The sequence below is a fragment of the Kitasatospora sp. CM 4170 genome (assembly GCF_032110285.1).
GTDB classification, from domain to species: domain Bacteria; phylum Actinomycetota; class Actinomycetes; order Streptomycetales; family Streptomycetaceae; genus Kitasatospora; species Kitasatospora aburaviensis.
Genome location: NZ_CP134877.1, coordinates 871,257 through 887,592 on the forward strand (window position 1 = coordinate 871,257; position 16,336 = coordinate 887,592).

14 protein-coding genes and 1 pseudogene are annotated in these 16,336 nt (G+C 73.1%); 11 read left to right on the top strand and 4 right to left on the bottom strand.

Annotation, left to right across the window (positions count from 1 at the left end):
- Window positions 1-13 precede the first annotated feature (13 nt).
- The 3 genes from RMN57_RS03760 (at window position 14) to RMN57_RS03770 (ending at window position 3,008) form a co-directional block, all read left to right on the top strand.
- Window positions 14-229 (top strand): MbtH family NRPS accessory protein, encoded by a 216-nt coding sequence (locus RMN57_RS03760; protein ID WP_313761916.1) that lies wholly within the window; start codon window positions 14-16, stop codon window positions 227-229.
- A gap of 150 nt (window positions 230-379) precedes the next feature.
- Window positions 380-1,645 (top strand): lysine 2,3-aminomutase, encoded by a 1,266-nt coding sequence (locus RMN57_RS03765; protein WP_313761917.1) that lies wholly within the window; start codon window positions 380-382, stop codon window positions 1,643-1,645.
- A 109-nt stretch (window positions 1,646-1,754) separates the two neighbouring features.
- Entirely contained in the window at window positions 1,755-3,008 is a 1,254-nt protein-coding gene (locus tag RMN57_RS03770; protein ID WP_313761918.1) for an MFS transporter, read from the top strand.
- A 72-nt stretch (window positions 3,009-3,080) separates the two neighbouring features.
- On the opposite strand, the gene RMN57_RS03775 is transcribed toward RMN57_RS03770, so the two are convergent.
- Window positions 3,081-3,839 carry a DeoR/GlpR family DNA-binding transcription regulator gene (locus RMN57_RS03775; RefSeq protein ID WP_313761919.1) on the bottom strand — a complete coding sequence of 253 codons (759 nt, stop codon included), beginning with the start codon at window positions 3,837-3,839 and terminating at the stop codon, window positions 3,081-3,083.
- A 49-nt stretch (window positions 3,840-3,888) separates the two neighbouring features.
- On the opposite strand from RMN57_RS03775, the gene RMN57_RS03780 reads away from it, so the two are divergent.
- The 5 genes and pseudogenes from RMN57_RS03780 to RMN57_RS03800 all read left to right on the top strand — a co-directional run bounded on the left by RMN57_RS03780 (window position 3,889) and on the right by RMN57_RS03800 (window position 9,578).
- Window positions 3,889-4,272, top strand: a complete 384-nt coding sequence (locus RMN57_RS03780; protein ID WP_313761920.1) for a DUF4406 domain-containing protein — start codon at window positions 3,889-3,891, stop codon at window positions 4,270-4,272.
- Window positions 4,269-4,541 (top strand): annotated as a pseudogene (locus RMN57_RS03785) (GDP-mannose pyrophosphatase); the annotation flags it as partial. The gene RMN57_RS03780 and the pseudogene RMN57_RS03785, both read left to right, overlap by 4 nt.
- Window positions 4,542-4,659: 118 nt before the next feature.
- Window positions 4,660-7,371 carry an MXAN_6230/SCO0854 family RING domain-containing protein gene (locus RMN57_RS03790; protein WP_313761921.1) on the top strand — a complete coding sequence of 904 codons (2,712 nt, stop codon included), beginning with the start codon at window positions 4,660-4,662 and terminating at the stop codon, window positions 7,369-7,371.
- A 286-nt stretch (window positions 7,372-7,657) separates the two neighbouring features.
- The gene (locus RMN57_RS03795) at window positions 7,658-8,818 is read left to right on the top strand and encodes an ATP-binding protein (protein ID WP_313761922.1); all 1,161 of its coding nucleotides are present in this window, start codon (window positions 7,658-7,660) and stop codon (window positions 8,816-8,818) included.
- 313 nt (window positions 8,819-9,131) lie between these two features.
- A complete protein-coding gene (locus RMN57_RS03800; RefSeq protein ID WP_313761923.1) occupies window positions 9,132-9,578 on the top strand; it encodes a nitroreductase family deazaflavin-dependent oxidoreductase in 447 nt (148 codons plus the stop codon).
- A 114-nt stretch (window positions 9,579-9,692) separates the two neighbouring features.
- Here the strand turns inward: RMN57_RS03800 and modA are convergent, their stop codons facing one another.
- Complete coding sequence (gene modA / locus RMN57_RS03805; protein ID WP_313761924.1) at window positions 9,693-10,595, bottom strand: molybdate ABC transporter substrate-binding protein; 903 nt, start codon at window positions 10,593-10,595, stop codon at window positions 9,693-9,695.
- A gap of 288 nt (window positions 10,596-10,883) precedes the next feature.
- On the opposite strand from modA, the gene RMN57_RS03810 reads away from it, so the two are divergent.
- Window positions 10,884-11,813, top strand: coding sequence for a hypothetical protein (locus tag RMN57_RS03810; protein ID WP_313761925.1), 930 nt, complete (start codon window positions 10,884-10,886; stop codon window positions 11,811-11,813).
- A 58-nt stretch (window positions 11,814-11,871) separates the two neighbouring features.
- Here the strand turns inward: RMN57_RS03810 and RMN57_RS03815 are convergent, their stop codons facing one another.
- A complete protein-coding gene (locus RMN57_RS03815; RefSeq protein WP_313761926.1) occupies window positions 11,872-12,636 on the bottom strand; it encodes a DUF1775 domain-containing protein in 765 nt (254 codons plus the stop codon).
- 257 nt (window positions 12,637-12,893) lie between these two features.
- On the opposite strand from RMN57_RS03815, the gene RMN57_RS03820 reads away from it, so the two are divergent.
- Window positions 12,894-14,075: a cytochrome P450 gene (locus tag RMN57_RS03820; RefSeq protein ID WP_313761927.1), complete on the top strand. Its 1,182-nt coding sequence runs from the start codon at window positions 12,894-12,896 to the stop codon at window positions 14,073-14,075.
- 124 nt (window positions 14,076-14,199) lie between these two features.
- Here RMN57_RS03820 and RMN57_RS03825 read toward each other — a convergent pair whose 3' ends face one another.
- Window positions 14,200-15,369: a CopD family protein gene (locus tag RMN57_RS03825; protein ID WP_313761928.1), complete on the bottom strand. Its 1,170-nt coding sequence runs from the start codon at window positions 15,367-15,369 to the stop codon at window positions 14,200-14,202.
- A 162-nt stretch (window positions 15,370-15,531) separates the two neighbouring features.
- Between RMN57_RS03825 and RMN57_RS03830 the strand changes: the two genes are divergently transcribed.
- Window positions 15,532-16,329 carry an N-formylglutamate amidohydrolase gene (locus RMN57_RS03830; protein WP_313761929.1) on the top strand — a complete coding sequence of 266 codons (798 nt, stop codon included), beginning with the start codon at window positions 15,532-15,534 and terminating at the stop codon, window positions 16,327-16,329.
- Window positions 16,330-16,336: the final 7 nt, after the last annotated feature.

The window sequence follows — 16,336 nt, forward strand, 5'->3', positions numbered from 1 at the left end:
AGGACCACCTGAGATGTCCGACACCGAGGACGACACCGTCTACCAGGTCGTGGTGAACCACGAGGAGCAGTACTCCATCTGGGCCGCGGGCCGCGAGCTGCCCACCGGCTGGACGGCCACCGGCTTCGAGGGCGTCAAGAGCGCCTGCCTGGCCCACATCGACGAGGTGTGGACGGACATGCGCCCGCTGAGCCTGCGCCTGCGGATGGCCGCGGCCGAGCAGTCCTGACGCATCCGCACCCGACGTATCCGCACCCGACGTATCCGCACCCGGGGCCGCCGCACCGACGCGGCGGCCCCGGGCCCGCGCGGCCCGGGCGCCAGGCGGCCTCCGGAGCTCCGGGCATCCACGAGAAAGCAGGACAGAGAGGTGGTGGTGATGAAGGTCTACTCCCACGAGCGGCTGGAGCGGCTGGCCGCCGAGCGGGGGATGCCCGCGGAGTACCTGCACGAACTGCGGGTGGTCTCCTCGGTCCTACCGTTCAAGGTCAACCAGTACGTCGTGGACGAGCTGGTGGACTGGTCCGCCGTCCCCGACGACCCGATCTTCCGGCTCACCTTCCCGCACCGGGACATGCTGCCGCCGGACATGTTCGAGACCCTGTCGGCGCTCCACCTGGCCGCCGCCTCCCCGGGCGTGATCCGCAAGGCCGCCCGCGCGGCCCATGCGCTGCTCAACCCCAATCCGGGCGCCCAGGTGGACGCGAACGTGCCGGTCCACGAGGGCAGCCCGCTGGCGGGCGTGCAGCACAAGTACGCCGAGACGGTCCTGGTCTTCCCCTCGCAGGGGCAGACCTGCCACTCCTACTGCGGGTACTGCTTCCGCTGGTCGCAGTTCGTCGGCAACGCCGACATCCGGCAGGCCGCGGGCGACGTCTCCCGGGTGGTCTCCTACCTGGCCGCCAGTCCCTCGGTCACCGACGTCCTCTTCACCGGCGGCGACCCCATGATCATGAGCGCCACGGTGCTGGACCGGTGGGTGACCCCGCTGCTCGCCCCGGAACTGGAGCACGTACGGACGATCCGCTTCGGCACCAAGGCGCTGTCCTACTGGCCCGCCCGCTTCACCACCGACCAGGACGCCGACGACATGCTCCGGCTGTTCGACCGCATCGTGGCCGGCGGCCGGCACGTGGCGGTGATGGCCCACTTCTCCCACGTCCGCGAACTGGAGCACCCCGAGGTCGGCGAGGCGATCCGGCGCATCCGGGCCACCGGGGCGGTGATCCGGGCCCAGGCGCCGGTCATCGCGCACGTCAACGACCGGGCCGAGGACTGGTCCGCGATGTGGCAGCGGCTCGTCGAACTGGGCGTGGTGCCCTACTACATGTTCGTCGAGCGCGACACGGGCGCCCGCAACTACTTCGGCGTCCCGCTGACCCGGGCCCTGCAGATCTACACGGACTCCGTACGAGGCGTCTCCGGCCTGGCCCGCAGCGCCCGGGGGCCGGTGATGTCGGCCGCCCCCGGCAAGGTGCTCATCGACGCCGTCACGGACATCGGCGGCACCGAGGTGTTCTCCCTGCGGCTGCTCCAGGCCCGTGACGCGCGCCAGGTGGGCCGTCAGTTCTTCGCCCACCACGACCCGGCCGCCGAGTGGTTCGACGACCTGCGCCCCGCCCTCGGCTCCTGGTGGCCCCGGTGACCCCGTCCGTGCCGTCCGGCCCGTCCGTCGTGTCCCTCCCGTGCGTGCCGTCCCTCCCGTTCGCGGGACCCGCCCGCCGTACCCGACGTGCTCCGAAAGCGAGGCAGTAGTGCGGCCGACCACCGAGGACACCGTCCCCGCCACCGGGACCGAGCCGCCGCCCGGTCTCTGGCGCAACCGAGCGTTCAACCTGCTCTGGACCAGCCAGTGCCTCTCCGACCTCGGCAGCGCCATGGCCAACCTGGCCCTGCCGCTGCTGGTGCTCCAGCTGACCGGGTCGCCCACCGCGGCCGGCCTGGTCGGCACCACCGCCCTGGTGGCCGGCATGGTCTGCCGGCTGCCGGCCGGCGTCCTGGCCGACCGCTTCGACCGGCGGCGGCTGATGGTGCTCTGCGACGTCCTGCGGACCGCCGCCTACGGCGCGCTCGGCGCGGCCGTGCTCGCCGACGTCGCCAACATGGCGATGGTGCTGGTGCTGGTCGTCGTCGGCGCCGCCGCCAACGCCGTGTTCAGCACCGCCGAGCACGCGGCCGTGCGCAACCTGGTCCGTCCCGACCAGCTCTCCGACGCGGTCGCCCGCAACGAGGCGCGCTCGTACGGGACCCAGCTGGCCGGCCCGCCGCTGGGCGGTCTGCTGTTCGGGTTGGGCAGGTCTGTGCCGTTCCTCGGCAACGCGCTGAGCCACCTCCTCTCACTGGCCGCCCTGCTGGCGATCCGCGAGCCGATGCAGGAGCCCCGGAAGGAGGCGGCCGAGTCCTCCGGCGCGGCGGCCGGGGCCGAGGGCCTGCGGTTCGTCCTGGCCAACCCCTTCCTGCGCGCCCTGCTGCTGATCGCCGCCCCGCTCAACATGGCGTTCACGGGCATGATCTTCGCGATCATCGTCTCGCTCCAGCGTTCCGGGACCTCGTCCTACCTGGTCGGCCTGGCCAGCACGATCTTCGCGGTGGGCGGCCTCCTCGGCGCCTTCGCCGCCCCCGCCGTCCAGCGCCGGCTGCGGCTGCCGACGCTGATCCTGGTGCTCAGCTGGGCCACCGCCGCGCTGATGGCCGCCAGCGCGCTGTTCTCCACCAGTGTGCTGGCCGCCGTTCCGCTCGCCGCCGCCGTCTTCCTCGGCCCCACCGCCAACGCGGCCCTCTTCGGCTACCAGGCGGCCATCACCCCGGACCACCTCCAGGGCCGCGTCTTCAGCGTCGTCATCCTGGCCGCCACCTCCGCCGCGGCCCTGGCCCCCGCCCTGGCGGGCCTGCTGCTGGACCACCTGTCCAGCGCGGCGGCGATGCTGGTCTTCGCCCTGGTCGTCTCCATCGGTGCGGTCACCGCCACCTTCAGCACCGGCATCAGGTCCATGTCCACCGAGCCCTGACACCCGGGGCCGCCGGCCCCACCCCGAACGGTCTCGCAACCAGCTCCTGCCCCGCGCTTGGCATGGTGGCCGTCAGCCGGCCGTCAGGATCTCCACGCCGTGCGCCGTGAGTTGTTCGAGGACCGGGTGGCCAGGGTCGGCGTCGGTGATGAGTCCGCTCACGTCCTCCCAGGGCAGGACGCGGAACCGGGAGGCGGTGCCGATCTTCTCGGACGAGGCGAGGACGTAGGTGTCCGCGGCCCGCGCGGCCAGGGCGCGCTTCATCGCTGCCTCCTCGGCGTCGCCGGTGGTCAGGCCGGCCTGCGGGTGGACGCCGGTGACGCCGAGCAGGCACAGGTCGGCCGAGACGTTCTGGGCGGCCTCGACCGCGGCCGCCCCGCAGGCGACCGCCGAGTGCTTGAAGATGCGGCCGCCGAGCAGGAAGACCTCGGCCCGGGGGTGGTCGAGCAGGGCGGCCGCGATCGTCGGGCTGTGGGTGATCACGGTGCAGGCCAGGTCCGGCGGGAGGGCGCCGGCGACCGCGAGGGCGGTGGTGCCGCCGTCCAGGATCAGGGCGCTGCCCGGTTGCACCAGCGTGGCGGCCACCGCGGCGACCCGCCGCTTGCCGTCGGGGGTGACGGTCTGGCGGGCGGCGTAGTCCGCGATGGCCGGGGAGACGGGCAGGGCCCCGCCGTAGACCCGCTGGCACAGTCCTTCGGCGGCGAGGTCGCGCAGGTCCCGGCGCACGCTGTCCTCGGAGATGCCCAGGTCGGCGGCGACGTCCTTGGCGACGATCTTGCCTTCGCGGGCGAGCAGAGCCAGCAGGTGGTCACGTCTCTCGGCAGCCAGCATCCGTACTTTCTCCTGTTCTTGCACGTTTCTGCGTGTAGTGTAGCGCGCCATGACCGACAAGCCCATGCTCATCCTCATCGCCGGGCCCTACCGCTCCGGCACCGACGGCGATCCGCAGGCCATGGCCGCCAACCTCGCGCGCCTCGAAGCCGCGGCCTGGCCGGTGTTCGCCGCCGGCCACGTCCCCGTGATCGGGGAGTGGATCGCCCTGCCCGTCCTGTGCTCCGCCGGCGCGGGCCCCACCGACCCCCTCGCCGACGAGGTCCTCTACCCGACCGCCGAGCGCCTGCTCACCCACTGCGACGCCGTGCTCCGACTCCCCGGCGACTCCACCGGGGCCGATCAGGACGTCGCCACCGCCCGCCGCCGCGGCCTGCCCGTCTACCACGACGTGAACGAGATCCCCTGCCGCACCCCGCAGGAGAACGCGTGAACGCCCGCCCCGGCGTCGACGCCCCCGACCACCGCGGCCGCACCGGCCTCGACCGCGTCGGCCGGGACCCGAACCGCAACCCCGACGTCGTGGTCCGCGACGTCGAGCTCACCTCCCAGGGCTGGCACGTCCTGCGCCGCACCACCTTCGACTACCGGCGCCGCGACGGACGCTGGGTCACCCAGCAGCGCGAGACCTACGACCGCGGCAACGGCGCGGTCGTCCTGCCCTACGACACCGAACGCGGCCGCGTGCTGCTCACCCGCCAGTTGATCGGGCGGGCGGCTCCGCGGCGTGCTTCCTTCTCCACTCCTTCCGAAACCTGTAGTGCGCCCCCTCTCCGCCCTTCTCTGCTCTTCCCTGCCACTTTCGTGAGGGTCTTTCCGCATGCCCCGAGCCATCACGGCTCCCTTCGACAGTGATGTCGACCTCGATCTCGGTTCGTTCCTGCTTCGCCGGCGTGGTGCCGTCTGTGTGGCGCCCCGTGACCTGCTGCCCGAACCCGACCCGTGGACTACGCGCGGACTGGTGGCGCTGGACGCCGATCTGGCGCGGCGTGGATTCCTGCTCACCAGTCAACTGAGGTCCGCGCTGGCCAGGTTGTCACCCACGCGGTTGGCGGAGGTCGGCGACGGGCTGCTCGTCCGGATCGACCATCTGCTCGGTGCCGACCGGGAGCACGTACCGCTGTTCCGCCGCTTCCCCGATGCCGTGCCCGACCACGCGCAGTTGTTCTGGACCCGGCAGATCCGGGCGTTCCTGCTCAACCAGCCCCGGCAGCCGTGCTCGCACTGTGGTCGACGCGGCGCCGAGGCCGGCATCGGCGCGCTCGCGCCGTGCGCGCACCTGCTCTGCGCCGGCTGCTTCGACGGGCTCACGGCGGACGGCCGGGCCGAGTGGTGCCCGACCTGTGGTACGCCGTTGAGCGCCGGTACGTACCTCCCCGAGGACAACCGGATCGGGCAGCGGGCGGCCCTGGAGTTCGGCGGCGAGCAGGCGCTGCGTCCGCTGCGGCTGATCACGGCCGACCAGGTCACCGCCGCCATGGGCGAGTTCGACCGGCTGCTGGCGCGCCGCACCCCGTTGTCGCCACAGGACCGCGACGACCTGGCCGCTCTGCTCGCCCACGCACCGGCGGACCTGCCGCAGCGGCTGCCCGTCCGGATCCCGCTGCGGGAGGTCAAGGCCACCGTGCTCGCCGCCCTGCTGCGGCGCGGCGGGGCGGACGCCCTGCCGGTCCTCGCCGAGCGGATCGACACCGCGACCGATGTGCTGCGGCTGCTGTGGGCGTGGTCCGGCGCCGAGCCCGACCTGCTGCCCGGCACCGCGCGGCGGCTGCGACTGCGGGGCCTGTCCCGACCGGTCCGGCGCGGTCTGCTGGAGATCATGGAGGGGCTGCACCCGACGGCCCTCGTCGAGGACCTGCGCCGCCACCGGTCGGCCTGGCTGCGGGCCGGTGAGCTGCTGCACCCGTACGAGCACCGGCGGCGCGTCCCGAACGTCACCGCGGCGTTCGTGGTGCTGCGGGGGACGGACCTGCGCACCCACGAGGTGGGGCGGGAGTTCGCCGAACCGCACGCCGGGCCACTGCGCGTGGTGAGCGCCGGGGAGCGCACCCGCCTGGGGTTCACCGGATTCCCCGGTCGGGTCGAGGCCCTGCTCGCCGCCGGGGACACCGAGGGCGCCCTGCGGGTGCTGGCCCACCGGCCGGGCGAGCTGGTGCGCAGGCTGCACCACGTCCTGCGGGTGCACGCCACCGCCGCGCCCGGGACGCCGCTCGCCCCGGGTGCGCTGGACACCGTCACCGCCGCGCTGGCCCGAGTGGCACCCGGCCCGCTGCTCGGCGCCTACGGGGCGCTGCGCGGCACGCGGACGGCGGGGGAACGGCGGCTGTACTTCCCGCGTGGGACGGTCTCGCTGGCGCACGCCCGGGAGGACCACGGCGCGGTGGTGCCCGCCGCGCTCGCCCGCCCGGTGGTCCTGGCGATCGAGACCGAGCTTCTGCGGCGGAGCGGCGCGGACGGCGAGCGGTACGAGGTGGCGCTGCTCGACGAGGGGCTGGCCGAACTGGTCGCGCCGTTCGCCGAGCGGGCCGCGGCCAGGACCCTGGTGTGCGTGCCGCGCGGCAGTCGGCAGCCGCTGCCGGCCGGGGAGCGACTGCGCCTGTTCCTGCACTGGATGCAGCCCGAGGGCCTACGGGTCGACCTCGATCTGTCGGTGGCCCTCTACGACGAGTGCTGGCAGTTCACCGGCCTGTGCGACTACACCAACCTGGTGCACGGCGACCGGGCCGCCGTGCACTCGGGCGACTACGTGTCCGCGCCGCCGCCGAACGGGGCGACGGAGTTCGTCGACCTGGACCTCGCACGGCTGGTCGCGGGCGGCTCGCGGTACGCGGTCGTGATCGTGTTCAGCTACAACGACGTCGCCTTCGAGCAACTGACCGACGCTTTCACCGGGTTCATGGATCTGGGCGTCACCCCCTCCGGAAGCCCGCACTTCCACCCGCGGTCCGTCCGGCAGCGCCTCGACCTGGTCGGGGACGCCAAGGTGTGCGTACCGATGATCGTCGACATGGCCGCCCGCCGGTACACCTGGACCGACCTCAACACCGGTGCGGACGGCGGCTTCCACAGTGTGTACCGGCACCAGGCCGAGGTCGGCGCACTCAGCCGCGACGTCCTCGCGCACTTCGCCCCGGAGAACAGGGCCACGCTCTGGGACGTCGCGCTCGCCCGGGCGGCCGCGTGCACGGACGACGTGCTGGTGCGCGGGCTCGACGGCCGGGTCCGGCGATGGCGGCGCGGCGCCGAGGAGAGCGTCGGACGCTTCGCGGCCCGCCTCCGGGCCCTCCGGGACGAGGAGCCGGAGCCGGCCCCCGCCCTCTCGGAACTCCTCTCCGGGCGACGGGCGTTCATCTCCCTGGTGGACGGCGACGTGCCCGCACCGGAGCAGGTGTCCGGAACGCTGTACCGGCTCTACCCGGGCCCCGTCGACGCCGCGCCGGAAGACCTGGAGCGCCTGACCGCGGGCGACCTCGTCGCGGGCCTGGCCCCCGGCCCGCCCCACGTCCCCGTTATGCGAGCGGGCGCGGACTGACGGCTGCACCGCGGAACCGGTCAGTGCCCGGCGCGGGGTCGCAGGCCGGGCCGTCGCGGGGAATTCCTGAAATTGGTGGCCTCGCAGCCGCCCGAAACGGTGCCGCAGGAGGCCCTCGGCGGGGCACGGCGGGGTTGCGGCGGTAGTGCGGAACCCAGGCGGCCGGGCGCTCCCGGTTGCCCCTCAGAAGCCCGTCCACGGCCTCGCCGAAACCGCCCTGACCTGGTGTTTTCTCGGAAATCTCCTAGGCTGGGGAGCTCTGTCGGACACTCTCGGAGGGGGCATCATGAGCGAGGAACCCACGGCGTACGACGCCAGCATGATCGTGGTTCTGGAGGGGCTGGAGGCCGTTCGGAAGCGGCCCGGGATGTACGTCGGATCGGTCGGTGAACGCGGCCTTCACCACCTGGCGTTCGAGGTCGCCGAGCGGGCACTGGACGAGATCCTCGGCGGCACCGCCGGCCGCGTCGAGATCACTCTCACCGCCGACGGCGGCGTCCGCGTCGCCGACGACGGCCCGGGCCTGCCGGTCGAGCACGCCGGCCACAGCGACGGCCCCGCGCTGGAGACCTGGTTGACCGCGCTCTCCGGCGGGTGCGGGGCACGGGGCGACCGGCGCTCGCTGTACGGCGCCTTCTTCGGCGTGGGGCTGGCCGTCGTCAACGCGCTGTCGGTCCGCCTGACGGCCGAAGTGCGGCGCGACGGCTCCCGCTGGGTGCTGGAGTACGAGCGAGCCGTGCCCGTCGGGGTGCCGGTCCGCACCGGGCCGGCCGACGGCAGCGGGACCGCGATCACCTTCCGGCCCGATGCCGAGATCTTCGAGACACTGGAGTTCTCGTTCGAAGCATTGGCCGAGCACTTCAGGGAACTGGCATTCCTGAACCGGGAGTTGGACATCAGCCTGACCGATGACCGCGGCCCCGCCGGGCCCCGGACCGCCCGCTTCCGCTTCCCGGGCGGACCGAGGGACCACGTGGCAGCGCAGACCGCCCGCGCCCCCCTCCACCCGGACGTGATCGGCTTCGAGCGCGAGTGCCCCGAGATGGAGGGAACCGTCGAGGTGGCCCTCCGCTGGTGCGACTCCCGCGAGGAGCGGGTCGCAAGCTACGCCAACAGCCGGCCGACCCTCAGCGGCGGCGCGCACGAGGTCGGCTTCCGCGACGGCCTGGCGGCCGCGGTCAACGCGTACGCCCGGGAACAACAGCTCCTCACCCCGGCCGACCCCGACTTCACTCCCGCCCAGCTCGGTGCGGGCCTGACCGCGGTGGTGTCGGTGAAGCTCGACCACCCCGAGTTCGAGGGAGCCCTCCACGACCGGCTCGGCAACGGACCCGTCCGCACCTGCGTCGCCGAGGCCGTCCGGGAGCACCTGGCCGCCTGGCTGCGCGCCGACACGGCGCAGGCGACGGCCGTCCTCGCCCGGATCCCGACGGCCACCCGTCACTGACGGGCAGCCTCTCGAAGACACCGGGTCCCGGGCGAGGCCGAGTTCGGCGGCGGCAGGCTCGAACAATGAGCCGGCCCTGCGGCCTCTCGACCAGCAGCACCGCCCGGGGCCCGTGAGATCACCCGAACAGCCACCGATTCCGGCACGGGCACGCGGGTGGCACCCGATATGCTGCCTCACCTGAGAGGTGCCTCACCGGAGCGGGGACAAGGGCCTCGACAGTCCTCATTCCCTGCTGGTCGTGGGCGCTCTGCGCCTCATCCGGCCACCTGTCGGACACCACATTTCATGACGTGACGATGGGGTGAATGCGATGGCGCTTGAGGGCGAGTACGAGCCGAGTCCCGTGCAGTGGATCCGCGAACAGGTCGAGCTGTACGAGAGTTCGGGCGGCACACAGGGATCGACGCTCTGGGACACGGGCCTGCCGGTCGTCATTCTCACGACACGCGGCGCGAAGAGCGGCAAGATCCGCAAGATCCCGTTGATGCGCGTGGAGCACGAGGGGCGGTACGCGGCCGTGGCCTCGAACGGCGGCTTCCCCCGTCACCCGGTCTGGTACTTCAACGTCAAGTCCGACCCGCACGTGAAGCTCCAGGACGGGCCCGTACGCCGTGACATGACGGCACGTGAGATCGCCGGGACCGAGAAGGCCGAGTGGTGGGAGCGAGCGGTCGCCGCGTATCCGCCCTACGCCGAGTATCAGGCGAAGACCGACCGCCTGATCCCCGTCTTCGTCCTGGAGCCCGCACGCGGGTAGCAGCCCGTGGCCGACGTGGTTCATCGCCGGCGGCGTCACCGTTCAAGGCGTCGGGCCGGTCGGAGGTGCGACCCACCCGCGGCCGACCGCGCGACCCGCCCCCGGCCCGACCCTTCAGGGCGTGGCCGGCGAGGCGGAGGCGGAGCCGGCAGCCGGGGCCGACGGGGACGAGGACCGGCACGTCGAGGCTGAGGCGGACGGGGAGGCCGACGGGCCGAGGAAGCCGGCCTCGGTGAGCACCTTCTGACCGTCCGGCGACTGCACCAACGCGACGAACGCAGCGGCCCCTGCCGAGTTGGGGGCCTGGGAGAGCGTCGCGATCGGGTACTTGTTGATCGCGCAGACGGACTCGGGGAAGGTCACGCCGTCGACCTTGCCGGCCGCACCCTTGACGTCGGTCTGATAGACGAGACCCGCGTCGGCCTCGCCGAGCTCGACCTTGGTGAGCGTGGCGGTGACGTCCTGCTCGTAACTGACGGGCGTGACCGTGACGTTGGCCGCCGCGAGCGCGGTCTGGGCGGCGGCGCCACAGGGGACGGTCTTCGCGCAGAGCACCACCTTGACCGAGGGGCTGGCGAGACCCTGGAGTGCGGTGACGTGAAGGGGATTGCCGGGCCGGACGGCGATCTCCAGCTCGTTGCCGGCGAAGACGGTGGGGGCGGCGGCCGCGTCGCCGTTGTCGGTGACGGTCTTCATGGTGGCGGGGCTGGCGGAGGCGAACACGTCCGCCGGTGCACCGTTCACGATGCTGGCGGCCAGGGTGTCACTGCCACCGAAGTTGAAGACGACCTTGCTACCGGGGTGCGCGTCCTCGAACATCTTGCCGATCCGGGTGAAGGTGTTCTTCAGCGAGGCGGCGGCGAAGACGGTCACCGTCCCGGTGACCGTCGGCGACGCGGAGGCGGAGACGGAGGCCGAGGCGAAGGGGCTGGACGAGGTGCTCGAACTGCTCGAGGAGCAGGCGCCCAGCGCCAGCAGAGCTGCGGCCACGACGCCGGCAGTGACGGAACGGTACACGGGGTCTCCCTGGGCCGTGGGACGGTCTCCGCGAGCATAGAACGGTCAATGCCAGGAGAAGGAGGACATCAGGCTGGCATTAGCCCGACCGAACGAGCATCCGGCCTGGCAGCTGCGAGCCATGCCGGGTCCGTCCTGCATCCGCGCCCCACGGACGGCTTTGCGTTCCCGTCGCCGCTTTTCGGTTATCACGCCTCCCGGCACCGGTCTCCTGTTGTAGGAAGGCCGAATCCCCTCGGCTCCGGACGGCGCCCGTCACGGCGCGCCCGCTACGGGAAAGACCTGCCGATGACCGCTGCTCCCCCTCGTCCGCTCGCCCGAGGCTGGCTGCTCGCGGCCTGCGTGCCCGTGCTGCTCGTTCTCGGGATGGCCGCATCCGTCCCGCCCGCGCCGCAGGCTCCCGCCGACTTCCCCCAGCCCGCGACGGCGAGCACGCCGGGCACGGCAGGAATGGCCGGGATGGCAGGAATGGCCGGGATGTCCCACCCGGCGGACGCCTCCCAGGCCCTCGCGCGTGGCCTCGCCGCCGAACAGGACGGCTACCGGCTGAACGCCGTGACCTGCAGCATGCCGGCCGGACAACCGACGGCCTTCCAGTTCATCGTCACCGGCCCCGACGGCAGGCCGGTCACCGACTTCGCCGTCCACCAGACCAGGAAGCTGCACTTCTACGCGATCCGCTCCGACCTCACCGGCTTCCAGCACCTGCACCCGGAGATGGCCGACGACGGCACCTGGACGGCAGACCTCGCCGCCCTCGCCCCGGGCGCCTGGCGGCTGTACGCCGACTTCATCCCCGACACCGGCGCCCACGCCACGGAGCTCGTCCTGAGCCGCACCGTGACGGTCTCCGGCGAGTCCGCCCCGGTGCCCCTGCCCGCCCCGAGCGACAGCACCACCGTCGACGGCTACACCGTCACGCTGAACGCCCGACCGATGGCCGGCGCACACCGGTTGACCGCAGTCATCAGCCAGGACGGCCGGCCGGTCACCGACCTCCAGCCCTACCTGGACAGCTACGCCCACCTCAGCGCGTTCCACGAAGGCGACCAGGCGCTGGCCCACCTCCACCCGGCGGACCCGGTGAACGGCGACCACGGCGGGCCCACCCTGACCTTCCAGGCCCTGTTCGCCGAACCGGGCAACTGGCGGGTCCACCTCCAGTTCCGGACCGCAGGACAACTGCACACCGCCGAACTCACCCTCCACGTCGGCTGAGAGCCGCAGTGCCCGGCCCCCACGTCACGGGGCCGGGCACCAGGGCGACCGAGGACCGTCAGGCGGCGCCGGTGCGCTTGCGGCGCCACCACCAGGCGCCGCCCGCGGCGAGTACGACCACCACGGCGGCACCGACGGCGATCGGAGCGGCGGACGAGGAGTCGCTGCTCGAAGCGGTCGCCGCCGTGCTGGGCGAGGCCGTCACGCTCGGAGCGCCCGCCGCGGCGGCCGACGTCGAGGGTGAAGCCGGCGCCGACGGGGCCACTGAGGCGGAGGCGGCCGCGGAGGGCGCGGCGCTGGTCGGCGCGGCGCTCGGCGTGCCGATCGGGGTCGCTCCGGGCGCGGCGGCCGAGAGCTTGAGGGTGGGCGCGGGGTGCTCCGGCTTGGTGCCGGCCTTGGGGAGTTCGATCCAGCGGTCGATGCGGCCGTCGCTGTAGGTCTCCAGGGTCTTGAAGACCAGCTCCTCGGCGTTGGGCAGCTGCTTGACGGTGATCTTGTACACACCGTCCTTGCCCGGGGCGAGCGCGGGGCCGCCGACCGTGTAGCCGTCGGCGGTGGGGGTGAGGGTCCAGCCCGCCGGGGCGTCGGCCAGGGCCACGTCGGCAGGGGCGATGCCCTCGGGCAGGACGACCTGGAACTTGGCGAGCCCGGCGGTGGTGGACTCCGCCTCGGCGGTGAAGGTGATCGTGGCGTCGGTGGCCAGCGCCTGGGCGCTCTCGGACTCGACCTCCACGTGGGCGAAGGCCGGCACGGCCAGGCTGAGGGAGCCGGCCACGACCGCCGCGACGGTGACGGCCCGGCCGATCAGGCGGGAGGTGTTCATGGGCAAGGCGCTCCGGGGGGAAGGCGGCCTCGGGCCGGGGCAGGCCGGGCCGGGCCGATCAAGGTGAGGGTGGCGTCCATGATGCACGATGAACCCGGCGGATCAGCCCCGCCACCGAAATCCCTTGACAGATGAAGCCGGCGCGTTCTGGCGGCGCTCGGTCTCCCGCCGGTACACGACCTCCGACAGCGTCCGCGCCGTCGTCGTCGCCGCCCAGCGGCAGACGGCGCCCGAAGCGGCATAGGATCGGTTCGACCATGACCTCCCCCTTCGCCGACCCGGCGTTCTACCGCGACCGTTACCCGACCTACGACGCCCTCCGCACCAAGTCGCCGGTCCTCCGGATCCCCATGGACGGCAAGGCCGGTACCGCGGCGGTCGTCACCGGCTACGACGCCGCCCGGCAGGCCTTCGCCGCCCCGCTGTCGAAGGACACCGGCGCGTACTTCGCGGACAGGCCGTCCGACCGCTCCCTGCATCCGGCCGTTGCCCGGACCATGCTCGCCACCGACCCGCCCGAGCACACCCGGTTGCGCCGCCTGGTAACCAGAGCGTTCACCACCACCGTGGTCGACGGACTGCGCCCCTACATCCGGTCGCTCGCCGGACAGCTCGTCAGCCGCTGGGCACCCGGCACCGAGATCGACCTCGTCGAGGAACTGGCCGGCCCCCTCCCGGTCACCGTCATCTGCCAGCTGCTGGGCGTCCCCCCGGCCGACCGACCGGCGATCCGCGCCTGGTCGACCGATCTGTTCGCCACCGGCGACCACCGGCGCATCGACGCCGCCTCCCACGCCCTGGCCGGCTACATGGCGGACCTGATCGCCGGCAAGCGCACCCGCCCCGACCGCTCACTGCTGTCCGAGCTGATCGCCGTCCACGACGACGACGCCAGCCGGCTCAGCGAGGACGAACTGCTCTCCCTCGCCGTACTCCTGCTGGTCGCCGGCCACGAGACCACCACCGCGGCCATCGGCAACGCCGTCCTGGCACTGCTCCGACACCCCGCCGAAATGGAGCACCTGCGCGCCGACCCCCACCGCATCCGGACCGCGGTCGACGAGTTGCTGCGCTACGACTCCCCGGTGAGCATCGCCACCTGGCGCTGGGCTCCCGACGAGTTGGACCTCGGCGGCACCCACGTGCCCGCCGGCAGCCCGGTCTTCGTGTGTCCCGGCGCGGCCAACCGCGACCCCGCCCGCTTCCCCGACCCCGACCGGCTCGACCTCCGCCGCGCGGACGCCGCCGGCCACCTGGCCTTCGGTCACGGGATCCACCGCTGCCTCGGCGCCCCGCTGGCCCACGCAGAGATCGAGATCGTGCTCGGCGTCCTCCTGGAGCAGTTCCCCGGTCTGCGCCTGGCGGCCCCGGCCGACCGGCTCGTCTGGCGGCAGTCCCGACTGGTCCGCGCCCTCGTCGCCCTGCCGGTACGTCTGTAGGCGCCCGGGGCGCGGGGACGCCGGGCCCTCCCGTGCACGATCGGACGGCGGGGCCGTGCGGGCCGGACCGGCCCGCACGGCCCCGTTCCCCGGCCGCGCGTGCAGCCGGGTTCAGGTGTTCTGTTCAGGCGGTGGTTGCCGCCGGGCGGCGGGACAGGGCGTCGGAAGCCTTGGCCGTGGCGTAGAGCGAGACGGCCAGGGCGATGGCCAGGGCTGCACCGGCGGCGAAGATGCTGCCGGAGGAGACGGCCTTGGCGCTGCCGGCCTCGGTGCGGGCGGAGCCGGCGAGGAAGGGCATCACCACGAGGACGGCGAGGCCGAGGGCGACCTCGCCCCAGACGACCTTCGGGAAGTGCCGCAGGGTCAGGTGGAGGAGGGAGGAGGTGTCGTCGGCGCGACGGGCCTGCGCGATGCGGGGCATCAGCCAGAACTGGTTGAAGGCGCCCGCGGTGACGAGGCCGGCGACCAGGAGGATCTTGACGAGCAGGGCGATGCCGTAGCCGGTGGTCCACAGCTGGGAGACCGCACCGACGTGCTTCCAGCTGAGCCAGAGGCCCGAGACGGTGACGGCGCCGACACAGACCATGGCGACGAGGCTGAACCGGCGCCACATGTCGGCCCAGAGAAGGCCGGCGCCGTCGCCGAGGCGGCCGCGGGTGCCGGCGAGCGCGACCAGGACGGCGAGGCCACCGAGCCAGACGACGCCGGAGATGATGTGGGTCTGGTCGAATGCGAGGTCGAGCCAGCGGTCGAGGTCGGCGGGCTTGGTGGCGGGGACGGCCGCGATCAGGGTGACGGCCACGGAGAGCGGCAGCGCGGTGAGGGCGACGGCGTCCGTGTGGCGGCGGACGGCCGGCACGAAGAGGGCGATCAGGGCTGCAGCCGTCACCGCCAGCACGGCGTTCTGGACCAGGTAGACGGTGCCCTGGGCGATCCAGGCGCCCTTCGCGGCCGGGGCGTGGAGGTAGTCCCAGATCCGGTCCGGGGCGAGGGCGTCGCCGAACGGCATGCCCTTGCCGGCGCGGGCGAGACGGGCGGCGAGCTGGAAGTAGCCGGCGACCAGCAGCACCACCCCTCCCCAGGCGAGGTAGGTCGCCGATCTTCTTCGCAGGACCTCGGCGTCCTGGCCGCTGGTCTCCGGGGCGCGCAGCGCGGGGCGCACGGTGGTCGCGTACGTGACGGTGGCGCCGATGGCTCCGCTGAGGCCGATGAAGTAGCCGGCCTTGGTGAGGACCCGCCAGAGCTGGGGCATGGTGTATCCGGCCGTGTCCGCGGCCAGCAGGGCGTGATGCATGAGGTGAGGCTAACCTAAATAAGGTCACCGTTAGTCATCTGGAGGACCGCGGTTGTTCCATCGTCATCATCTTGTAAGTTACTGATCGGTCATCACTCCGGGAGGATCCCGTCGCCGGAAGGTGGCTCTTCACAGAGACACACGACACGCAGTGAGGAACGGATGACCGACACCCCCACCTCCTTCCGGCTCCACCCCGGATCGCCCGACTCCCCCGTGATCCTGCACGTCCCGCACTCCGCCCGCGCCATACCCGCCGACGTCCGCGCGGGGATCGTGCCGGACGACCGGGCGCTCGCGCTGGAGCTGGACCACATCACCGACGCGCACACCGCCGAGATCGCCGCCGGCGCGGCGGCAGCGGCGCGCGTCACACCCTGGCGGTTCGTCAACCGGCTCTCCCGCCTGGTCGTCGACCCCGAGCGGTTCCCCGACGAGCGCGAGGAGATGCTGGCCGCCGGAATGGGAGCGGTCTACACCCGGACCACGCACCGCGAGGAGCTCCGCCCGGCCGGCTTCGACGGACAGCCACTGCTGGACCGCTACTTCCACCCGTACGCCGAGGCGGTGACCGCCGCCGTCGCGGAGCGCATCGAAGCGGTCGGGCGCGCGGTCATCGTCGACGTCCACTCGTACCCGACGAAGGCCCTGCCGTACGAGCTCCACGGCGACGGCCCGCGCCCGCCGATCTGCCTCGGCACGGACCCCTTCCACACGCCCGCCGCCCTCCTCGACGCGGCGCAGCAGGCGTTCGGGGGCTTCGGCGGTACCGGCCTCGACAGCCCGTTCGCGGGAACGTACGTGCCCCTGCGGTACTACGGGAAGGCCGCGAACGTGAGCGCGCTCATGGTGGAGATCCGCCGCGACCTCTACATGGCCGAGCCCGGAGGTCCGGCCGGCCCCGGGCTCGGCGCCCTGGCGGACGCTCTGGCCGACCTCGTCGACCGCGCGTCCGCCTGACGGCACC

What these genes read in the sequence shown, in the direction of transcription:
- RMN57_RS03795 (WP_313761922.1), top strand. Translation starts at nt 7,658, where the DNA reads ATGAGCGAGGAACCCACGGCGTACGACGCCAGCATGATCGTGGTTCTG.
- RMN57_RS03825 (WP_313761928.1), bottom strand. Translation starts at nt 15,369, where the DNA reads ATGCATCACGCCCTGCTGGCCGCGGACACGGCCGGATACACCATGCCC.
- RMN57_RS03800 (WP_313761923.1), top strand. Translation starts at nt 9,132, where the DNA reads ATGGCGCTTGAGGGCGAGTACGAGCCGAGTCCCGTGCAGTGGATCCGC.
- RMN57_RS03780 (WP_313761920.1), top strand. Translation starts at nt 3,889, where the DNA reads ATGACCGACAAGCCCATGCTCATCCTCATCGCCGGGCCCTACCGCTCC.
- RMN57_RS03775 (WP_313761919.1), bottom strand. Translation starts at nt 3,839, where the DNA reads ATGCTGGCTGCCGAGAGACGTGACCACCTGCTGGCTCTGCTCGCCCGC.
- RMN57_RS03790 (WP_313761921.1), top strand. Translation starts at nt 4,660, where the DNA reads ATGCCCCGAGCCATCACGGCTCCCTTCGACAGTGATGTCGACCTCGAT.
- RMN57_RS03810 (WP_313761925.1), top strand. Translation starts at nt 10,884, where the DNA reads ATGACCGCTGCTCCCCCTCGTCCGCTCGCCCGAGGCTGGCTGCTCGCG.
- RMN57_RS03815 (WP_313761926.1), bottom strand. Translation starts at nt 12,636, where the DNA reads ATGAACACCTCCCGCCTGATCGGCCGGGCCGTCACCGTCGCGGCGGTC.
- RMN57_RS03830 (WP_313761929.1), top strand. Translation starts at nt 15,532, where the DNA reads ATGACCGACACCCCCACCTCCTTCCGGCTCCACCCCGGATCGCCCGAC.
- RMN57_RS03820 (WP_313761927.1), top strand. Translation starts at nt 12,894, where the DNA reads ATGACCTCCCCCTTCGCCGACCCGGCGTTCTACCGCGACCGTTACCCG.
- RMN57_RS03760 (WP_313761916.1), top strand. Translation starts at nt 14, where the DNA reads ATGTCCGACACCGAGGACGACACCGTCTACCAGGTCGTGGTGAACCAC.
- RMN57_RS03765 (WP_313761917.1), top strand. Translation starts at nt 380, where the DNA reads ATGAAGGTCTACTCCCACGAGCGGCTGGAGCGGCTGGCCGCCGAGCGG.